The 19076-nt window shown below is 64.2% G+C and carries 17 protein-coding genes; 9 read left to right on the forward strand and 8 right to left on the reverse strand.

Annotation, left to right across the window (positions count from 1 at the left end; all coding sequences use genetic code 11):
- The first annotated feature begins 152 nt into the window (after nucleotides 1–152).
- The 4 genes from NOX35_RS24325 to NOX35_RS24340 all read left to right on the forward strand — a co-directional run bounded on the left by NOX35_RS24325 (nucleotide 153) and on the right by NOX35_RS24340 (nucleotide 4701).
- Nucleotides 153–1712, forward strand: coding sequence for a sensor domain-containing diguanylate cyclase (locus tag NOX35_RS24325; protein ID WP_256495025.1), 1560 nt, complete (start codon nucleotides 153–155; stop codon nucleotides 1710–1712).
- A gap of 301 nt (nucleotides 1713–2013) precedes the next feature.
- Nucleotides 2014–3609: a flavin monoamine oxidase family protein gene (locus NOX35_RS24330; protein ID WP_182284778.1), complete on the forward strand. Its 1596-nt coding sequence runs from the start codon at nucleotides 2014–2016 to the stop codon at nucleotides 3607–3609.
- Between the two features lie 30 nt (nucleotides 3610–3639).
- Nucleotides 3640–4137 carry a cytochrome c gene (locus tag NOX35_RS24335; RefSeq protein ID WP_182284779.1) on the forward strand — a complete coding sequence of 166 codons (498 nt, stop codon included), beginning with the start codon at nucleotides 3640–3642 and terminating at the stop codon, nucleotides 4135–4137.
- An 18-nt stretch (nucleotides 4138–4155) separates the two neighbouring features.
- Nucleotides 4156–4701: a RidA family protein gene (locus NOX35_RS24340; protein ID WP_182284780.1), complete on the forward strand. Its 546-nt coding sequence runs from the start codon at nucleotides 4156–4158 to the stop codon at nucleotides 4699–4701.
- 64 nt (nucleotides 4702–4765) lie between these two features.
- Here NOX35_RS24340 and NOX35_RS24345 read toward each other — a convergent pair whose 3' ends face one another.
- From NOX35_RS24345 to NOX35_RS24365, 5 genes are all read right to left on the reverse strand, one after another.
- A complete protein-coding gene (locus tag NOX35_RS24345) occupies nucleotides 4766–6391 on the reverse strand; it encodes an MFS transporter (RefSeq protein ID WP_256495028.1) in 1626 nt (541 codons plus the stop codon).
- On the reverse strand, nucleotides 6381–6791 hold the full coding sequence (locus NOX35_RS24350; protein WP_182284782.1) for a DoxX family protein: 411 nt from the start codon (nucleotides 6789–6791) through the stop codon (nucleotides 6381–6383). Before NOX35_RS24350 ends, NOX35_RS24345 begins: the two co-directional genes overlap by 11 nt.
- 1 nt (nucleotide 6792) lies before the next feature.
- Nucleotides 6793–8682, reverse strand: coding sequence for an amidohydrolase (locus NOX35_RS24355; protein WP_256495029.1), 1890 nt, complete (start codon nucleotides 8680–8682; stop codon nucleotides 6793–6795).
- A gap of 151 nt (nucleotides 8683–8833) precedes the next feature.
- The gene (locus tag NOX35_RS24360; protein WP_256495030.1) at nucleotides 8834–9511 is read right to left on the reverse strand and encodes an isochorismatase family protein; all 678 of its coding nucleotides are present in this window, start codon (nucleotides 9509–9511) and stop codon (nucleotides 8834–8836) included.
- Between the two features lie 85 nt (nucleotides 9512–9596).
- Nucleotides 9597–10316, reverse strand: coding sequence for a pirin family protein (locus NOX35_RS24365; RefSeq protein WP_256495031.1), 720 nt, complete (start codon nucleotides 10314–10316; stop codon nucleotides 9597–9599).
- A gap of 176 nt (nucleotides 10317–10492) precedes the next feature.
- Between NOX35_RS24365 and NOX35_RS24370 the strand changes: the two genes are divergently transcribed.
- The gene (locus tag NOX35_RS24370; RefSeq protein WP_003050708.1) at nucleotides 10493–11395 is read left to right on the forward strand and encodes a LysR family transcriptional regulator; all 903 of its coding nucleotides are present in this window, start codon (nucleotides 10493–10495) and stop codon (nucleotides 11393–11395) included.
- 109 nt (nucleotides 11396–11504) lie between these two features.
- On the opposite strand, the gene NOX35_RS24375 is transcribed toward NOX35_RS24370, so the two are convergent.
- From NOX35_RS24375 to NOX35_RS24385, 3 genes are all read right to left on the reverse strand, one after another.
- The gene (locus NOX35_RS24375) at nucleotides 11505–12479 is read right to left on the reverse strand and encodes a tripartite tricarboxylate transporter substrate binding protein (RefSeq protein ID WP_182284787.1); all 975 of its coding nucleotides are present in this window, start codon (nucleotides 12477–12479) and stop codon (nucleotides 11505–11507) included.
- A 100-nt stretch (nucleotides 12480–12579) separates the two neighbouring features.
- Nucleotides 12580–13614 (reverse strand): TraB/GumN family protein, encoded by a 1035-nt coding sequence (locus NOX35_RS24380; RefSeq protein ID WP_256495032.1) that lies wholly within the window; start codon nucleotides 13612–13614, stop codon nucleotides 12580–12582.
- Nucleotides 13615–13638: 24 nt separating this feature from the next.
- Entirely contained in the window at nucleotides 13639–14709 is a 1071-nt protein-coding gene (locus NOX35_RS24385) for a fumarylacetoacetate hydrolase family protein (protein WP_256495033.1), read from the reverse strand.
- Nucleotides 14710–14818: 109 nt separating this feature from the next.
- Between NOX35_RS24385 and NOX35_RS24390 the strand changes: the two genes are divergently transcribed.
- The 4 genes from NOX35_RS24390 (at nucleotide 14819) to NOX35_RS24405 (ending at nucleotide 19076) form a co-directional block, all read left to right on the forward strand.
- A complete protein-coding gene (locus tag NOX35_RS24390; protein ID WP_182284790.1) occupies nucleotides 14819–15610 on the forward strand; it encodes an IclR family transcriptional regulator in 792 nt (263 codons plus the stop codon).
- A 25-nt stretch (nucleotides 15611–15635) separates the two neighbouring features.
- Nucleotides 15636–16796: a DUF3108 domain-containing protein gene (locus NOX35_RS24395; RefSeq protein ID WP_182284791.1), complete on the forward strand. Its 1161-nt coding sequence runs from the start codon at nucleotides 15636–15638 to the stop codon at nucleotides 16794–16796.
- Nucleotides 16797–17080: 284 nt separating this feature from the next.
- A complete protein-coding gene (locus NOX35_RS24400) occupies nucleotides 17081–17380 on the forward strand; it encodes a DUF3567 domain-containing protein (protein ID WP_182284792.1) in 300 nt (99 codons plus the stop codon).
- A 238-nt stretch (nucleotides 17381–17618) separates the two neighbouring features.
- Nucleotides 17619–19076 carry a nitrate/nitrite transporter gene (locus NOX35_RS24405; protein ID WP_182284793.1) on the forward strand — a complete coding sequence of 486 codons (1458 nt, stop codon included), beginning with the start codon at nucleotides 17619–17621 and terminating at the stop codon, nucleotides 19074–19076.

Below are 19076 nucleotides of genomic sequence, written 5' to 3' on the forward strand. Positions count from 1 at the left end.
GCAACCATAATGCAGACACTCAATGAATATGCGGCCGGGGTCTGCGCCTGTCAGAGCACACAGGTACAGCGCAGAGCCGCCCAGCTCTCGCGACATCATCTGTGAAGAAATCTCTCCCCTGGCACCGCCGGCTTGCGCCTAACCGGCTTGATTTGCGTCGACTGATACTGGCCCTGACCATCTGCAGCGCGCTGATACCGTTTCTCAACACTTTCTATGCCGGCTATCTGGTGCAGCGCCAGCAACTGATCGACAACACGCTCGAAGGTCACCATGCCTACGCCACCAAACTGGCCAGGAGCACAGACGATTTTCTCCAGTCCGCCCTCCAACAACTGGAGTACAGCGCCAATCTGATGGGGGCGCACATGAATGACGTTGAATATCTGGCCAAAGAGGCCACGCGTCTGCGCCTGCAAACCAAGAGCTTCAACTCCGTCACCATCATCGATCCCACGGGGTATGTGCTGGCGACATCGCCCGAAACCCTGCAGATCAAGGGGAAGACGCTGCAAAGCGCCGGAGTGACACAGACATTGAGCACGCGAGGGCCCGTGATCAGCCAGCCCTATATGTCCACGGCCGGCAACTACATCATCTTTGTCTCTCAGCCCATTTTCGACCCTCAGGGCGAATTCCTCGGGGCAGTGGGCGGCAGCATCTACCTCAAGGAAGACAGCATCCTCGACACCCTGTTGGGCTCGCACTTCTACCAGGATGGGACCTATGTCTACGTGGTGGACAAGAACAAGCACATCATCTATCACCCCGACAACAATCGTATTGGCGACCAGGTGATCAACAACGATGTCATCAACGCCGTGATCAGGGGCGAGTCGGGTACGGCGCCGGTCGTCAACAGCAAGGGAGTGGAAATGCTGGCCGGCTATGCCGTCATTGATGCCTCGGGCTGGGGCATTGTGGCCCAGCGTCCCAAGGCGGCCACACTGGCCCCGCTCAACAAGCTGATGCGCTCCGTGCTCTACAAGACCCTGCCCATCGCCCTGCTGATGCTGGTGGTCATCTGGTGGAGCGCGCGCCACATTGCCAGCCCGCTGCGCCAACTGGCCAATGGCGCTCACGATATGGACAAGCCCGAGACGGCGCAGAACATTCAGGCCGTCAAGTCCTGGTACTTCGAGTCCTACGAGCTCAAGAAGGCCATGCTCAAGGGCCTGAGCCTGCTGCAACGCAATATCACCAAGCTGCGCGAGGATGTGAACACCGACCCGCTGACAGGCCTGGGCAATCGCCGCCATCTGGAGGCTGCCATCACGGCCTTCCAGACGCAAGCGCTGCCGTTCTCGGTGGTTGCCATCGACATCGATCACTTCAAGGATATCAACGACGACTTTGGCCACGATACAGGCGACGAGGTGCTCAGACAGCTCGCACGCACCATGCGCGAGGTCTCGCGTGTCGATGACCTGCCCTGCCGCGTGGGTGGCGAGGAGTTTCTGCTGCTGCTGCCCGGCACGGCTCTGGAGGCCGCCACCCATGTCGCCGAGCGCCTGCGCCAGATGGTCGAGAAGATGGAGATGCAGCATGTGGGCCATATCACCATCTCGCTGGGCGTGGCCCACTGGCCCGACACCGACCCCGATATCAAGGCCGTCTTCCAGCAGGCCGACGTCATGCTCTACGCGGCCAAGCGGGGCGGACGCAATCGTGTCATGGTCAGTGAGGCCAGCGAGCCTCCCAGCGAGCTCTGAACCCGGCGACACCGTAGTTCCAGTCCACTCTCAAGGCGTATCCGCTGTCACAGCCGATACGCTTTTTTTGAGCTCATTGTGTGACTTCTCTGCACCAATTTGGCCATTAATGCTTCAAATTAGTGAGCATGCACCATACGCTTCAAGAGGATCGAGCGCAGATTGCTCTGAATTACATAACAAGTAACTGATTTCATTGAACTAATACCTCGAGCCCCTGCCCTGGCACAGCTCTTGCTGAAAACCCTTGCCCCGCAGCCCCGGATGGACAGCGGAATACACAACAGCAAAGGAATTTCAGATGCCAGAGCCAAGCAAGCATGTCAGTCGCAGACAACTGCTCTCGATGATCGGAAAGGTCGCGGGCGGCAGTGCCATGTATCAAGCCATGAGTTCACTGGGCTATGCCGCCGAATCGCATTACAGCGGTCCGGTCAAGCTCGGCAACGCCAAACCTGGCGCATCGGTTCTGGTGCTGGGCGCTGGCCTGGCAGGCATGGTGGCAGCCCACGAGTTGCGCGCGGCCGGCTACAAGGTGCAGTTGCTTGAATACCAGAGTCGCGCTGGCGGCCGCTGCTGGACGCTGCGCGGCGGCGATGAGTTCAGCGAACTCGACGGCACGCGCCAGAAAGTGGGCTTTGCCAAGGGCAACTACTTCAACCCCGGCCCCTGGCGCGTGCCCTACCACCACCATGCGATGCTGGACTACTACAAGCGCTTCGGCATCAAGCTCGAGGCCTTCAACCAGGTCAACTACAACGCATATCTGCACAACAGCAAGGCCCTGGCCGGCAAGCCCCAGCGCTTTCGCCATGTGCAGACCGATGTCTATGGCCATGTGGCCGAGCTGCTGTCCAAGGCTACCAATCAGGGCGCACTGGACCAGAGCGTCAGCCGGGAAGACAAGGAACGCCTGCTGGAGAGCCTCAAGGCCTGGGGCGTGCTGGACAAGGAGTACCGCTACCGCGCCAGCAATGCGGTCAGCGATTTCCGGGGCTACGACATCGACCCCGGCGGCGGCCTGATGGCGCAGGCCAAACCTTCGACGCCCATGGGCCTGCACGAGCTGCTCGAGTCCAATTTGTGGCGCCAGATGGGCGTGGGCAATATCTACGAATTCCACAGCGCCATCTTCCAGCCCGAAGGCGGCATGGACATGCTGGCCCAGGCCATGGCGCGCGATCTGGGCCCGGCCATACGCTACAACGCAAAGGTCACCAGGATCGCCCAGAACGACAAGGGCGTGACCGTGGACTATGTGGACGCCCTCAAGCCCGGCAGCACGCTGCAGGCCCGCGCCGACTGGTGCGTGTGCACGATTCCGCTGTCCATCCTGAGCCAGATCGAAGTGCAGGCCGGCAGCGCCATGCAGAACGCGATTGCTGCCGTGCCCTACGGCAGCTCCATGAAGGTCGGTCTGGAGTTCAAGCGCCGCTTCTGGGAAGAGGACGAACGCATCTACGGCGGCATCAGCTACACCGATCTGCCGATCCAGCAGATCTCCTACCCCTCCACCGGCTATATGGGCAACGGCCCCGCCGTGCTGCTGGGCGCCTATGCCTTTGAGAACTCCAACAGCTACCGCTTCTCCTCGCTCAAGCCGGCCGAGCGCGTTCGCCTGGCGCTGGAGTACGGCGCGCAGATCCATCCGCAGTACAAGCAGGAGTTCCTCAACGGTGTGTCGGTCGCCTGGCATCGCATGCCCTGGATCAACGGCTGCTTCGGCAACTGGACCGATGCACTGCGCGAGCAGCACTACAAGGATCTGGCACAGATCGACGGTCGCCTGGTGCTCGCGGGCGAGCATGTCTCGTACATCCCCGCCTGGCAGGAAGGTGCCGTGCTGTCTTCGCTGGACGCCATCCAGCGTCTGCACGCCAAGGCCTCCAGTCTCTGATCGCCCATGTCAGCCACAAGGAACTTCACCATGCACATATTGCACCGTCTTTGCGCCACTGGCGCCCTGGCCCTGGGTCTCTCCGGCGCCGTCCTGGCCCAATCACAGGGCATGAAAACCCAGGATGTGAAAAACCTGCAAACACTGCAATCTGCAGCCGTTCTCTCCATCTCGCCCGCCGATACCCAGGCGCTGATGCAGAACTTCTCTGTGGTCCGCCCACGCTTCAGCCAGAACGGCGGAGAGACCCTGTACCAGGCCATCTGCCAGGGGTGCCACATGGTCAAGGGCGAAGGTGCCAAGGGCGCGGGCTTCTACCCGGCGCTGGCCTCCAACCCCAAGCTGGCAGCCGCTGCCTACCCGGCCTCGGTTGTCATGAACGGCCTGCACGGCATGCCGTCCTTTGCCAGCAAGCTGTCCGATGAGCAGATTGCCGACGTCGTGAACTATGTGCGCAGCAACTTCGGCAATCAGTACCCGGACAAGCTGTCTGCCGCCGACGTCAAACCCTTTCGCATCACCCCATAAATCCATTCAGGAGATCACATGAGCATCCCATCCATCTTCAAGACCGCAACCACTGCCGCCCTGCTGGGCGCTGCAGTCCTGCTCACCGGCTGCGCAGCCACCACCTCCGGCGGTGGCGATGTCCTGCGTTACAAGACACCGGGCTCGACCTTCCCCATCGCCGCAGCCGTGGAAATTCCCACCGATGCCCGCACTGTCTACCTCTCGGGCAAGGTACCGCCCGTGGTGGACAAATCCAAGCCCGCCGGCGATCCTGCTGCCTATGGCGGCGACACCGAAGGCCAGACCGTGGCCATCCTCAAGGGCCTGGAAGAGCAGCTCAAGGGCATGAATCTCGGCATGAGCGATGTGGTGAAGATGCAGGTCTTCCTGGTGGCCGATCCCGCCAAGGGCAACAAGATGGACTTTGCCGGCTTCATGCGTGGCTACACCCAGTTCTTTGGCACGGCTGCCCAGCCCAACCTGCCCGCACGTTCTGCCTTCCAGATTGCAGCCCTGGCCAACCCGGCCTGGTATGTGGAAATCGAGGTCGTGGCAGTGCGTGCCGCCAAGCCCGTCAAGTAAGTCACGCGCCGGCCTTGCATTCATCGCCGGCCCGGTCAGCGATGAATGTCGATTCCCGCGCTGCTCAGTGGGAGGGGAAGCCCGTTTCCTGCTGGGCGCTGCGCGTATCGAGCGCCAGGAAATGGTGAACCACGGGCTTGTCCGGCCCCTGGTGGTAGCGCAAAGCGGCGGCCTGCAGATCGGCGTCGGCCTTGGACACGCGACCATGCTGGCGCAGGTGCTCGGCCCAGGACTCGACCAGGAACCACTCGATCACCCGGCCCGGCTCGCCGGTGTGCTCGGCCACGCCCCAGGCATAAGCCCCATCGCGACGGCGCTCCTCGGCCACTTGCTGCATGGCCTGGAAAAAGGCGGTCAGGTCTTGATGCGCAATCCGGTACTCGATCTGAATCATGACCGGGCCGCGGTCGTGGGCCACGGGTTCAGCCAGCAGGGGCTCGGGCCAGTGGTTGGACGGCTGCAGATCGGCCTCGCCAGTGGGCAGCTTCACGCGGTGGAAAACCAGGGACACCAGCACCAGGCCAACGGCTCCGATCAGCAGCGTGACCGGCAGGCCCAGCAGGCCGGCGATCAGACCCCAGCCCAGACTGCCCAGCGCCATGGCGCCGTTGAACACCATCAGGTAGATGGCGAGACCCCGGCCGCGCACCCAGTTCGGCAGCACCGCCTGGGCCACGCCGTTGAGCGTGGTCAGCGCAACAATCCAACCCAGACCCAGCACCAGCATCAGCGCCACTGCAGCCCACTGGGGCGGCGCCAGGCTCAGCACTGCCATCACCACGGCAGTAACCACCGAGGCCAGCAACACCAGACCGTCGGTATCGAGGCGCTTGCGCAGCTTGGGCAGCAGCACGGCACCCAGGATGGCACCGGCACCCACTGCACCCAGCATCACGCCATAAAAACCGGCCGTGCCGCCCAGCATGCGGCGCGCCACCAGGGGCAGCAAGGCCCAGACCGAGCTGGCGAACAGGAAGAACACAGCGGCGCGCAGCAGCACCACATGCAGTTCGCGGCTGGCACGGGCATAGCGCACACCGGCCCGGAAGGCGCCAAAGAACTGCTCGTTGAGCGCCGAGGCCTCGGCCTTGGGACGCTTCCACCAGATGAGGGCAGCGATCACGAACACATAGCTGAGCACGTCGAGACCGTATGCCGCTGCGGCGCCGAAACTGGCCAGCAGCAGACCACCGGCGGCCGGGCCGATGGCACGGGCGATGTTGATGCCCAAGGAATTCAGGGCCACAGCGCCCTTGAGTTCGCTGCGCGGCACCAGCTCGGGCACGATGGACTGCCAGGTCGGCCCCATGAGGGCGGCACCGATGCCGCCGACAAAGGTCAGGGCCACCAGGTATTCCACCGTGAGGGTGTTGGTCTGGGCCAGCACCAGCAGCGTGCCGCTCACGGCTCCCAGCAGCACCTGCACGGCGATCAGGAAGCGGCGACGGTCCAGGATGTCGGACAGCACGCCGGCCGGGATGGCCAGCAGAAAGACCGGCAGCGTGGCCGCCGTCTGAATCATGGCGACGGCCGTGGGGCTGGACGAGAGTTCGGTCACCATCCAGGCGCTGGCCACATCGCGCATGAAGCTGCCGATATTGCCCAGCACAGTGGCGGCCCACAGCACGGCAAAGACGGGAATGGCCAGGGGTGCGAAGCTGCCCGAGGCGTTTTTTCTGTTATCCGGCATGCGAGCCTCCGAGATCGTGCCAGGCGACGAGCAACATGCCGCCGACCAAGCCCCAGTGTTCAAAAAATGCGTTGGCAGCACGCTGGCGCTCGGCCTGCGGCGCTGCCCAGAAGCGGTCTGCCAGCAAGGCCGCCAGCACGGTGAATCCGGCCAGGGCCAGAGCCCCCAGCCAGCGGTACCAGCCCGTAAGGATCAGGGCCGAGGCCGCCAGCTGCAGCACCAGAGCGGCGGCTGCGATGGGTGCGGCCGGGGTCAGGCCCAGGGCCTTCACCTCGGCTACAGCCCCGCGGAAATCCCGGGCCTTGTACCAGCCACCCTGCAGGTAGGCCACACACAGGCACAGCAGGGCCAGCGACTGCACCCAGGGGGCGGTGGCTGCAGCGCGCAGCGCCTCACCCATGTCACACCGCCCAGCAGGCGCAGCCCAGCGCGCCCCAGAAGCCCTTGAGATCGGCCACGGGCAGCTTGCTGCTCCAGGCCGTGGCATGGGCATGCCCGTGCAGATTGCAGTTGCTGGCGCAGCCGCAGCTGGCAGCGGCGTTGCGCATCACGGACTGCAGCGGCGCGCCTTCCTGCACTCCCCAGGCGCCGTAGCCCTTGAAGGTGCGCACGGGGGACCAGTCAGGCATGGCCAGGGGCGGGGCCGATTCATCGAAGTCGGCGAAGGCGCCGACGCCGTAGACCACCTTGCCACCCACCACGGTGAGCAGGGCCGATGTGTCGGCAATGTCGGACTCGGGGCAGGCGAAGAAGTCGCGGTCGGGCACGATCAGGTCGGCCAGCTGGCCCACCTGGATGCGGCCTTTCTTGCCCTGTTCGTTGCTGAACCAGGTCACGTTCTCGGTCCACATGCGTAGCGCCTGGTCGCGGCTCAGGCAGTTGCGCTGGGGCGTGAGCTGCAGGCCGCCCACGGTCTTGCCCGTGATGAGCCAGGACAGCGAAACCCAGGGGTTGTAGCTGGCAACGCGGGTGGCATCGGTGCCGGCTGACACGTTGACGCCTTTTTCCAGCATGCGCTTGACGGGCGGCGTGGCCTCGGCCGCAGCGGCGCCATAGCGCTCGACGAAGTATTCGCCCTGGTAGGCCATGCGATGCTGCACTGCCACGCCACCGCCCAGGGCCGCAATACGGTCGATGGACTTCTCGGAAATGGTTTCGGCGTGGTCGAAGAACCAGTTCAGGCCGGCCAGGGGCGTGTCCTGGTTCACCTTCTCGAACACATTGAGCGCGCGGTCTATGGTCTCGTCGTAGGTGGCGTGCATGCGCCAGGGCCAGCGGTTCTGGGCGAGGATGCGCACCACTTCTTCGAGCTCGCCTTCCATGCCGGGCGCCAGCTCGGGCTGGGGCTGGCGGAAGTCCTCGAAGTCGGCGGCCGAGAACACCAGCATCTCGCCTGCGCCGTTGTGGCGGAAGTAGTCCGTACCCTGCTTGTACTGCGAAGTGGAGGTCCAGCGCAGAAAGTCGTCCTTCTCTTCCTTGGGCTTTTGCGTGAACAGGTTGTAGGCCAGGCGGATGGTGAGCTGGTCGGCATCGGCCAGCTCCTGAATCACGTCGTAGTCGTCGGGATAGTTCTGCATGCCGCCGCCAGCGTCAATGGCGCCGGTCACACCCAGACGGTTGAGTTCGCGCATGAAGTGGCGTGTCGAGTTGACCTGGTAGTCGCGTGGCAGCTTGGGCCCCTTGGCCAGCGTGGCGTAGAGAATGGAAGCATTGGGTTTGGCCAGCAGCAGGCCCGTGGGGTTGCCGACGCTGTCGCGCAGGATCTGGCCGCCGGGCGGCTCGGGCGTGTCCTTGGTGTAGCCCACGGCACGCAGGGCGGCGGCATTGAGTAGGGCACGGTCGTACAGATGCAGGATGAAGACCGGGGTGTCGGGCGCCACGGCGTTCAGCTCGGCCAGCGTGGGCAGACGCTTTTCCACAAACTGGTGCTCGCTGAAGCCGCCTACCACGCGCACCCACTGGGGCGCAGGAGTCACATCCACCTGCGCCTTGAGCATGGCCATGGCATCGGCCAGGCTCTTCACGCCGTCCCAGCGCAGCTCCATGTTGAAGTTCAGGCCACCACGGATCAGATGCAGGTGGTTGTCGATCAGACCCGGCAGCGCACTGCGTCCGCCCAGATCGATGCGTTGGGTCCGCGCGCCGGCCAGGGGCAGGACTTCGCGGTCGCTGCCGACGGCACTGAAGCGCCCCTGGCTTACTGCCACGGCCGTGGCTGTGGGCTTGCTGTGGTCCAGCGTGGTGAAACGGCCGTTGAACAGGATCAGATCGGGGGTGGAGGGCTGGGTCATGGAGGTCTCCGGTGGTTCAGCGACGCGAAGAGTGCGCCAGATTTCGTAGCGAGCAGACCGAGATCGCATTGAGGACCGCTGCCGTACATGCGCACGGCGATAACCGAAGGTGCAAGATCGGTCTGCGCAGTAGAAAGATGATGTGCTCTTTTTAGCCTTCGTGGGCGCCGAACATGGTCTTGGCGTAGGTGATGCCGATGCCGTAGCCGCCACCCAGCTTCTTGGCGATGCCTGTGGTCATGTCATAAGTCTCGGTGCGGGCCCAGTCGCGCTGCATTTCCAGCAGGTATTGCAAGGACGTGATGGGCTGGGCACCGGCCTGGACCATGCGCTCCATGGCGCGGTTGTGGGCTTCGGTGGAGATGTCGCCGCAGGCATCGGCAATCACGAAGACCTCAAAGCCCTGGTCCAGCGCCGACAGGGCCGGTCCGACGATGCACACGCTGGTCCACAGGCCGGCCAGCACGATGCGGGGCTTGCCGATCTCGTTGACCTTGCGGATCACGGCCTCGTCTTCCCAGGTATTCATCGAGGTGCGATCCAGCAGGGACTGACCGGGGAAAGGCGCAGTCACTTCCTCGAACATGGGGCCGGAGAAACTCTTTTCTGCCACGGTGGTGAGGATGGTCGAGGCTCCGAAGCCGGCGGCAGCCGAAGCGACCAGGGCGGCGTTGGAGCGCAGTTGTACGGGGTCGATGGAGTGCGTGGCAAAGGCCATCTGCGACTGGAAGTCGATCATGATCAGCGTGTGGTCATGGGGGTTGAGCAGCTTGGCACCGGGCTTGGCGACGGCGATGGGACGGGCGATGGAAGCGTTGGCGTTGGTCATGGTGAAACTCCTGGGTAAAGCGTGAGCGAGAGGCTGCAGGGGAAACAAGAAAGCAGAATGAAAACCGGGGTGTGAAAACTGTTGCTTACAAGGTGGGCAGTTCGCGGGGACGCAGATCAAAGACCAGCACCTCGGCACCTTCTCCCTGATCGAAGCGCAGGGACCCGGCGTTGCGGATGCGGGCGCCGTCGCCTTCGGACAGACGCTCTCCGTTCACGCAGAGGCTGCCGCGGGCCACATGCACATAGACATGGCGCTCGGGCCCCACATCGAGTTCGGCGGACTCTTCACCGTCGAACAGCCCGGCATAGACCCGGGCGTCCTGGCGCACGGCCAGCGTGCCGTCCCGGCCTTCGGGGGCGATGATCAGGCGCAGGCATCCGCGCTTGTCGGCATCGTCCACATGGACCTGCTGATAGCGTGGAGCGGCGCCACGCTCTGCGGGCACGATCCAGATCTGCAGAAAGTGCACCGGGTCCTGGGCCGAGTGATTGAACTCGCTGTGCTCCACACCGGTGCCGGCGCTCATCATCTGCACGTCGCCGGGACGGATCACCGAGCCCGTGCCCATGGAGTCCTTGTGCTCCAGGGCGCCATCGAGCACATAGGAGAAGATTTCCATGTCGCGGTGGCCGTGGGTGCCGAAGCCCTGACCGGGGGACACATGGTCGTCATTGATGACCAGCAGATCCGAAAACCCTTGCTGGTTGGCATCGCGGTAGTGGCCGAAGGAGAAGGTGTGGCGCGATTGCAGCCAGCCATGGTTGGCGCGACCGCGGTGGCTGGATGGGCGAACTTCAAGCATTTTTCTCTCCTAGACAATCGATGGTGTTCACACTTTCTGCTGCTGGCCTGCCGGCCTTGTTTTGCTGCATTCCGTGTGGCGATGAATGAAGTATCCGTGGCCTGATATGCGGTCATGCTGAAAGAAAATCCTCTCAATCATCGATAATTTCGATGATTATTTTTCAGGCACCCAATATGCTCAAACTCTCTCTGGAAGCCATCGAACTGGTGGACACCATTGCGCGCCATGGCTCGTTCGCCGGTGCGGCAGAGCGCCTGCACAAAGTACCGTCAACCATCTCCTATGCCGTGTCCAAGCTCGAGGAACAGCTGGGGCTGAACCTGTTTGTGCGCAACGGCCCGCGCGTCAGTCTCACGCCAGCGGGCGAGGAACTGCTCAAGGAAGGGCGCTGGCTGCTGGCGGCCGCGCGTCAGCTCGAATCTCGGCTGCGCCAGATCGCCACGGGCTTCGAGACCGAAGTGCGCCTGGTGCATGACTCGTTGATCCCCACCAGCGCCTTCGGCGCCGACATTCAGGCCTTCGAGGCGCTGAACAGCGGCACGCGTCTGCGCATCGGCAGCGAGACGCTGACCGGCACCTGGGAAGCCCTGCGCGAAGGCCGGGCCGACCTGATCGTGGCTGCGGGCGAAGGCCCGGCCGGCGGCGGCCACAAGGCCGTGGCCGTGGGCCAGCTCGATTTCGTGTTCTGCGTGACGGCCAGCCACCCGCTGGCGCGCCTGGGCCGGCCACTGGCGCGCAGCGACCTGCTGGAACACACCGCCGTGGTGGTGGGTGACGGCGCGCGCTCGCTGACCGACCGCACCGTGGGCCTGCTCACCGGCCAGCGACGCATCACCGTGCCGAGCATGCAGGCCAAGATCGAATGCCAGGCCGCCGGGCTGGGCCACGGCTTTGTGCCGCGCGCCTGCGTGCGTGTGGAGCTGGAGACCGGGGTGCTGGTGGAACTGGCGGTGGAAGAGCCGCGTCCGCCCGAAACCTTCTGGCTGGCCTGGCGCAGCGATGCCCGCGGCCGGGCCCAGCAATGGTGGCGCGAGCGCCTCAGCCGCCCACTGCTGCCCGGCATACTTCCCTACTGAAACGGCCCTGCAACGCAAGCTGGCAGGGCCGTGGTGATGTGAGCCGACGAGGTCTGCGGCAACGGTTCAAGCCATGCCCGGGACCTCGCGAAGCTCAGGGACGGGACTCTCAGTCCAGCTTCACGCCAGCCGTCTTGATGACCTCACCCCAGCGCTTGGCTTCGGTGCGTGCCATCTGGTGGAACTGCTCGGGCGTGCCGGGAAGGGCTTCCATGCCGAAGTCGGCCATGCGCTTGACCACATCGGGGTCCTTGAGGGCTTTTTGCAGGTCTGCATTGAGACGCTGCACGATGGCTGGCGGCAATCCCTTGGGACCCAGAATGCCCTGGAAGGCGTAGACCTCGGAATCCTTGAGACCCAGCTCGGCCAGCGTAGGCACGTTGGGAAGATTGGGCACGCGCTTGGCCGTGCCTATGGCCAGGGCCCGCACCTTGCCGGACTGAATCACGGGCAGGCCCGATGCCAGATCCAGGAACATGCAAGGCACCTGGCCGCCCATCACATCGGCCAGCGCGGGCGCGGCGCCCTTGTAGGGGATATGGGTCAGACTCGTGCCGGTGCGGTTCTTGAACAGCTCCATGGCCAGATGGTGGGGCGAGCCATTGCCGGGCGAGGCGTAGTTGAGCTTGCCGGGGTTGGCCTTGGCATAGGCCAGGAATTCCTTGAAGTCCTTGGCTTCGAATGCGGGGTTGACCACCAGCGCCATGGGGAAGCGGCTGATGCCGCCCACATAGGTGAAATCCTTATCGGGGCTGAAAGGCAGCTTGCTGAACAGGTGCTCGTTGAACGCCAGGATGGCGTTGTCGGCCGACATGATGGTGTAGCCATCAGGCTTGGCCGCAGCAACGAGCTGGCCGCCGATATTGGTCGAGGCGCCCGGACGGTTGTCCACCACGATGGTCTGGTTCAGCGTCTTGCGCATGGACTCGGCCACGGTGCGGGCCAGCACATCGGTGCCGCCTCCGGGTGGGTAGGGCACAACCCAGCGCACGGGGTTGGCAGGCCAGTCCTGCGCCATGGCGAAGGGGGATGCGGCAGCAGCCGAGCTGGCTGCCACGGCAGCCAGGAATTGACGACGATCCATCGTTTGTCTCCTTGAGGGTGATGTAGGGGGGTTGTGGAATGATTTTTGGACCCCGCCAGGCTGCCTTTTTCTATTAATTGATAGCTGCCTGCGCTTGTCTCTATTCGGTTTGAATCGGTTTTGACTCCGATTTCTGTATGGGTGGCAGTTTGAAGCTCACGCGCTCGACCTGATAGCCTTTCTGACGCAGCAGCTCGGGCAGCCCCATGGGCCCGACCATATGCAGTGCACCCACGGCAGCAAACACGGTCTTGCCCTGCTGGAGCTGACGAACAATGCCATCTGCCATGCCCGGATTGCGTCCATCCATGAGGCGCGCGTACTTGAGCCGATCACGCTCGGTCTTGATGCAGTCGCACCAGTCGGCATAGTTCTCCAGCTGTTTTTCGTTGCCGCTGACCCAGATATTCGCCAGTTGCTGCAGGATTTCCGGAGCCTTGGGGTCATCAAGCTGGTCCAGCCCGTCGCGCACGCTTTCCTGCACCTCCAAGGGATCGTCGGAAAGCAGCTCCTCGAGCTGGGTCTGCGCCGACTCCAGCCCCACCACAGGCTTGTGCAACGCATGGGCCATGCCTGCCAGCAGCAGATCGGCGCCAAACTCGGCCACCAGTCCCTGCTTGCGGCCCAGTTGGCTGACCAGGCCCAGCAGTTGGGCGTCCGGACGTTGTGTGCTCAGATGCTCGGCACAGGCCTGCTTTCGATGCTGCGCCAGCCGGGCCTCCAGCTCTGCGGGCAGCGCAGGGGCATCGACACGGGCCTGGAAGCCTTCAATCAACTGCTGCATGACCTGCGGATTCAGCACATCGAGCTCCAGCGCCAGCAGGTCCACCCCGTACATGGAGCGCACGATGGTGCGACCGGGCAGGATCCACTCCCGCTTGCCCACATGCAAGGTGCCGTAAAGCCAGCTGGTGCGCTCGCCGTCCTGCACGCGCCAGAGCAGGCCCCTATCCTGCACATGGGGGGCCATGGCCTGCACTTCGGCCGGTGTTGGCGGGCTGAACGGCGGCGGGCAACTGGCAGCAGGTTCGGCGGCTGGTTCTGCCGCCATGGACAGGCCCGTCAACAAGGCGAGCGCCATGGCCGGCACGGCCTTCAGAGGCAAAATCCAGCGCGAGAGATTAAGACTTGGCATGGGCATGACGACTGCAACGAGAGCTTAGTCTTCGGAGCTATCCACAGGCTGAGCTTCGTGCAAGTCATCCTTGCTGCCGCCGGGCGGCGCAATGTTCTGGTCGATGGCGCCGAAGATGCTCTGGCCGTCCTTGCCCTTCATCTCGATGCGGATGGTGTCGCCGAACTGCATGAACTCGGTCTTGGGCGTGCCGTCCTGAATGGTCTCTATGCAGCGCTTTTCGGCAATGCAGCTATAGCCCTTGGGCCATTCCATGCGCTTGTTCTTGCCGCTGCCGGTCTCCACGCCCTTGTTGCTCACCGTGCCGCTGCCCACGATGGAGCCGGCACGTACATTGCGGGTCTTGGCGATATGGGCGATCAGTTGGCCGAAGTGAAAAGTCATCTCCTCGCCCGCATCGCACATGCCGACCTTGCGGCCGTTCCAGGTGCTCTGCAGCGTCAGATGCAGGCGGCCGCTCTTCCAGGCATCGCCCAGCTCGTCCAGTGTCACGGCCACAGGGCTGAAGGCCGTGGCGGGCTTGCTCTGAAAGAAACCAAAGCCCTTGGCCAGTTCGCCGGGTATCAGATTGCGCAGGCTCACGTCATTGGCCAGCATGACAAGACGGATGCCGCCCAGCGCATCCCTGGCATCCGTACCCATGGGCACATCGCCGGTGACGACGGCAATCTCTGCCTCGAAGTCTATGCCCATGGCCGTGCTGGGCACGATCACATCGTCGCAGGGGCCGATAAAGTCATCGCTGCCGCCCTGGTACATCAGCGGGTCGGTGTAGAAGTTGGCCGGCACCTCGGCATTGCGCGCCTTGCGTACCAACTCCACATGGTTGATATAGGCCGAGCCATCGGCCCACTGATAAGCTCGCGGCAGCGGTGCCATGCATCGCCGGGGATCGAAGGGAAACGCGTGGCGGGCCTTGCCGTTATTGAGCTCGTGCGACAGATCCTGCAACTGGGGGGCCATATAGCTCCAGTCATCCAGCACCTGCTGCATGCGGTTGGCAATGCCGGTGGCATAGCAGGCCTGGCTCAGGTCGCGCGAGACCACGATCAGTTGTCCGTCGCGCGAGCCATCCTTGTAGGTTGCCAGTTTCATTCTCTGTCCCTCTGCTCACGGCAGCGGTGCTGGCACAATGCCTGACAACGCTAGCCAAAATTACGATTGGTTAAATTGATTTAACTAAACAAAACACAATTCTATTGCAATGGAAAAGGAACGCGCAGGGATTCAGTCGGTCGAAGTGGGTTTCTCCCTCATCGAAGCGCTGGCGCAGGCCAGCGGCCCGCTGATGCTCAAGGATGTCGCCGCCGCCGCCGGCATGAGTGCCGCCAAGGCGCACCGCTATCTGGTGAGCTTTCAGCGCATCGGCCTGGTGGCGCAGGACGAGCGCAATTCGCGCTACGACCTGGGTCCTGCGGCACTGAAGATCGGTCTGGCCTCGCTGGCCCGCCTCGACCCGGTGCGTCTGGCGCGGGAGCGCATTCCGGCGCTGCTCGAGACCCTCAATCACACGCTGGCCATTGCCGTCTGGGGCAACCATGGCCCGACCATCGTGCATTGGGAGGAATCGGCGCAGTCTGTCACCGCCAATCTGCGCCTGGGCGACGTCATGCCCATGCTGGCCTCGGCCACGGGGCGCTGCTTCGGCGCCTGGCTGCCACGCGAGGCTACGGCCGCGTTGCTGGAGCCCGAGATCGAGCGTGCACGCAAGGCCAGACGCCAGGACCTGCCCCAGACCGAAGAGGCCGTTGCGGACATGCTGGCCGAAGTCCGTGCGCGCGGCACGGCCCGCGTGGTCGATACCGTGCTGCCGGGCATCGTGGCCTTCTGCGTGCCGGTCTTCGATGCCTCCGGCCATATCGTGCTGGGGCTTATGACCCTGGGCTCGCTGGCGACTTTCGACCCGGACTATGGTGGAGCCATCGACGCGCCGCTGCAGGCGGCCGCCCGCCAGCTCTCCAGCGATCTGGGCTGGCGCGCCGCTCCCGGCCACTGAAACCCGCAATCTCCGAATCACGCTCATGGGCCGCTCCCCTCAGGCAAGCCAGGCACGCAAGACACTGCTGCCCATCACCGGCTTGGTGCTGGCAGCCCATGGGCTGTTGCTCTGGGGCCTGCCCGAACTGAGCCCGCCGGACAAGGCAGCGGACGACCAGATCGTGATGGAGACGCGTATGCTGCAGGCGCCTCCTCCTCCGCCTGCACCCGCAGCGCCCAAGCCGGCTCCAACTCCAGCTCCGGCGCCTCAACCCAAGGCTGCACCCCGTGCGCCAGCGCCGACTCCTGCTCCCGTGCCAGCTCCCGTACCGGACGAACAGGAGTCGGCGTCAAATCCGCCTCCAACTCAGGAGCAACAAACGCAGGAAGCGCCTGAAACAGAAGCACCCGCCAATACAGGGCAGCCCGCTGCTGCTGCAGAGCCGGTTCCCGAGCCCATGGCCGAGCCTCCCGAAGCCAATGCTGCCGACACGGCCCGCCCCATCCAGGTCACGCCCGCAGGCAGCGCGCCGCTGCCGCCAGGCTCTGTACTGCCCGTCACCCTGCCCAATTCCGCCACGCTGGAGTTCAACGCCTCGGGTCAGGTCAAGGGTTTTCAATACTCGGCCGGCGCCCAGCTGCAATGGCAGCATGACGGCCAGTACTACCAGGCCAGACAGTCGATCAGCATGTTCTTGCTGGGCGAGCGCTCCCAGACCAGCGAGGGGCTGATCACGCCCAAGGGCCTGCAGCCGCTCAATTTCAGCGACAAGGGGCGCAAAACCCAGTCCGCCGCCTTCGACGTAGCCGACGGCAAGGCGCACTACAGCGGCGGCCAGACCGATGCGGCGATTGGCGATGGCGTGCAGGACCGCCTCAGCGTGTTTCTGCAGCTCTCGGCCCTGATGGCTGCCGCCCCCGAAAAATATCCGCCAGGCACACTGATAGAACTGACCACCAGCAGCGCACGCTCAGCCGTGCGCTGGCAGTTCCGCGTGGGTGCCAGCGAGGCGCTGGAGCTGCCATTTGGCAGCGTCATGGCGCTGCGTCTGGACAAGCTGCCCGGCAAAAGCAGCAGCGACCAGCGCGGATCGGTCTGGCTGGCACCGTCCATGCAATACCTGCCCGTGCGCATCAAGCTCACCCAGGGACAGGACGACTTTGTCGACCTGCAGCTCAAGAAATATCTGCCCGCGCCGCAATAGCCTCCATGCCGTACCCTGGCATAAACCCCGAGACCACTGCGCCCAAAGCGCTCACTCACCTCCCTGCCAAGGCCTGCAACCTGCATCGGCTCGGGCTGAACGCTGTCGCGCCGTTCAAGGACTTGCCTACTACAGATCGGGAAAGCCGGTTGCCCACAACCATGTCCAATCCATGGAATACTGTGCCCAAGTGCCAAGAGCAGGCATTTCCACCTTGAAATGCGGCACCCTGTCGCCATATCCATGGCAGGCATGCTCATAACGGAAGTGAAAGGAGGAACACCATGCAAATGCTTTACGACTCTGAATCCTTTGCGGTGCTCCATCTGCGTCCCGATATGGAGGCAGACGTTCCGGCAGGCACAGCCAAGGCCGAGATCCAGCAAGCCCATCAACTGCCGCGCCACGGCTTCGAGATCGTGGACAAGCGCTCGGGCAAGGAGGTGTATCTGGACGGCTCCTGGGCCGAAATGTTCCAGAAGCAGATCCTCGCCTGGCAGCAGGACGCCCCCACCGAGGAGGAAGTGGAAGAAATTCTCGACACCTACACGGGCCTGGCCCAGCAGCCTGTCGTGGTTCACTAACAGCACACAGCGCAGGGTCCCAAGAAGGGAGTTCGCGCCAGGCCCGCCGCAGGTTCTCTGCAGCGGGCCTTTTCTTTGGGCGCGGCCATTGCGCGCACCCTGGTGCTTTCACTGATCCGCAGGCTGCGCTTGCTGCCTAGAATCGCCGCACAGGTTCAAGATTTGAAGACCATCTGTGAGATGGTCTTGTCGCGCCTGTATGGTCTGCCGGCCTCTTGCAGAAACACAGGAGGCCAGCATGCAGACCAGCATCCACAGGGTTCGCGGCGTTCAGGATGTCATCGCCTACATCGACGCACGCCAGGGCATTTCAGGCCGCGCCGGCACCATCTGGTGGCTGGCACTCGGCGGACTTTTCCTCGACGCATTCTCCAACTCCGCACTCAGCGTGGGCCTGGGCCCCATGACGCGCGACCAGCAACTGACGCCGGCCGAAGTGGCCTGGATGACGTCGCTGGCCTCCTGGGTGTCCATTGCCTTCAATCCCATCGGCGGCTGGATGGCCGACCGCTGGGGCCGCATGCGCCCCCTGGTCATCGCCAAGGTGCTGGCCGTGGCCGGTGCGCTGCTGGTCAGCATGGCGCCCGACTACGCCACCATCCTCTTCGGCCGCTTCTTCGTGGGCGCGGCCTATGGCATCGACTTCGCCATCGCCATGGCGGTGCTGGCCGAGTTCACGCCCGCCCGACTCAAGAGCCGGCTCAATGTCTGGCAGGGCATGTGGTACATGGCCGTGTGCAGCAACCTGGTGCTGGCGCTGTGGTTCCATTCCTGGGATGTGGGCGATTCGCTGTGGCGCTATTCGGTGGCCGCCACGGCGGTGTTCGGCCTGTTCATCCTGGGCATGCAGGCTGCGCTGCTGGTGGAAAGCCCGACCTGGCTGGCACGCAAGGAAAGGCTGGATGACGCCGCCCGCGCCATGACGCGCATCTACGGCGCCCGTGGCCACCGCTTCGAGGCCGCGCCGCCCGCCGAACGCCTTCCCGTGCTCAACCCGGCGCGGCGCGGGCTGGCCAATGTACTGCTGATCTTTCGCGGCATCTACCTGCCGCGCACGCTGCTGGCGGCCACGGTGCAGATAGGCCAGTCCATCCAGTACTTTGCCGTGGGCTGGTACCTGCCGCTGATCAGCGCCTCGCTGTTCGGCAAGGACTTCCGCGAGGCCACGCTGGGTGCGCTGGTGTTCAACGTGTTCGGCATCGTCGGCGGATTCCTGTCGCCCGTCATCGGGCGCCGGCTGGGCCTGCGGCGGGCCTCGGCCTTCGGCTTTGCGCTGGTGTTCCTGATGCTGCTGGTTCTGGGCCTGTTCAACGGCCGCATGCCCATCTGGCTGGCCGTGGCCGTGCCCTCGCTGTTCATCCTCTTTCATTCGGGCGGGCCCGGCGCCAACGGCAAGAGCCTGTCCACGCTATCGTTCCGCAGCGAGCTGCGCGCGGGCGCCAATGGCGTGATCGGCGCGCTGGGCGCCATGGGCGCGGCGCTGGGGCTGCTGGTGTTCCCGCTGTTCCGCCAGCAGTACGGGCTGGAGAACACCTTCCTCATCCTGTCCGTGGTGCCGCTGCTGGCCAGCATCGTCTGCTTTTCCATCCGCTGGGACCCCACGCGCACCACAGTGAACCCCGACGACGAGCCCGGCGCGCCCCAGTTCGCGGACGACGCCGCCCCGCCCGCCAAGATCGCTCAAACCACCGCCTGA

Source organism: Comamonas sp. C11, assembly GCF_024496285.1.
GTDB lineage: Bacteria > Pseudomonadota > Gammaproteobacteria > Burkholderiales > Burkholderiaceae_C > Comamonas > Comamonas testosteroni_F.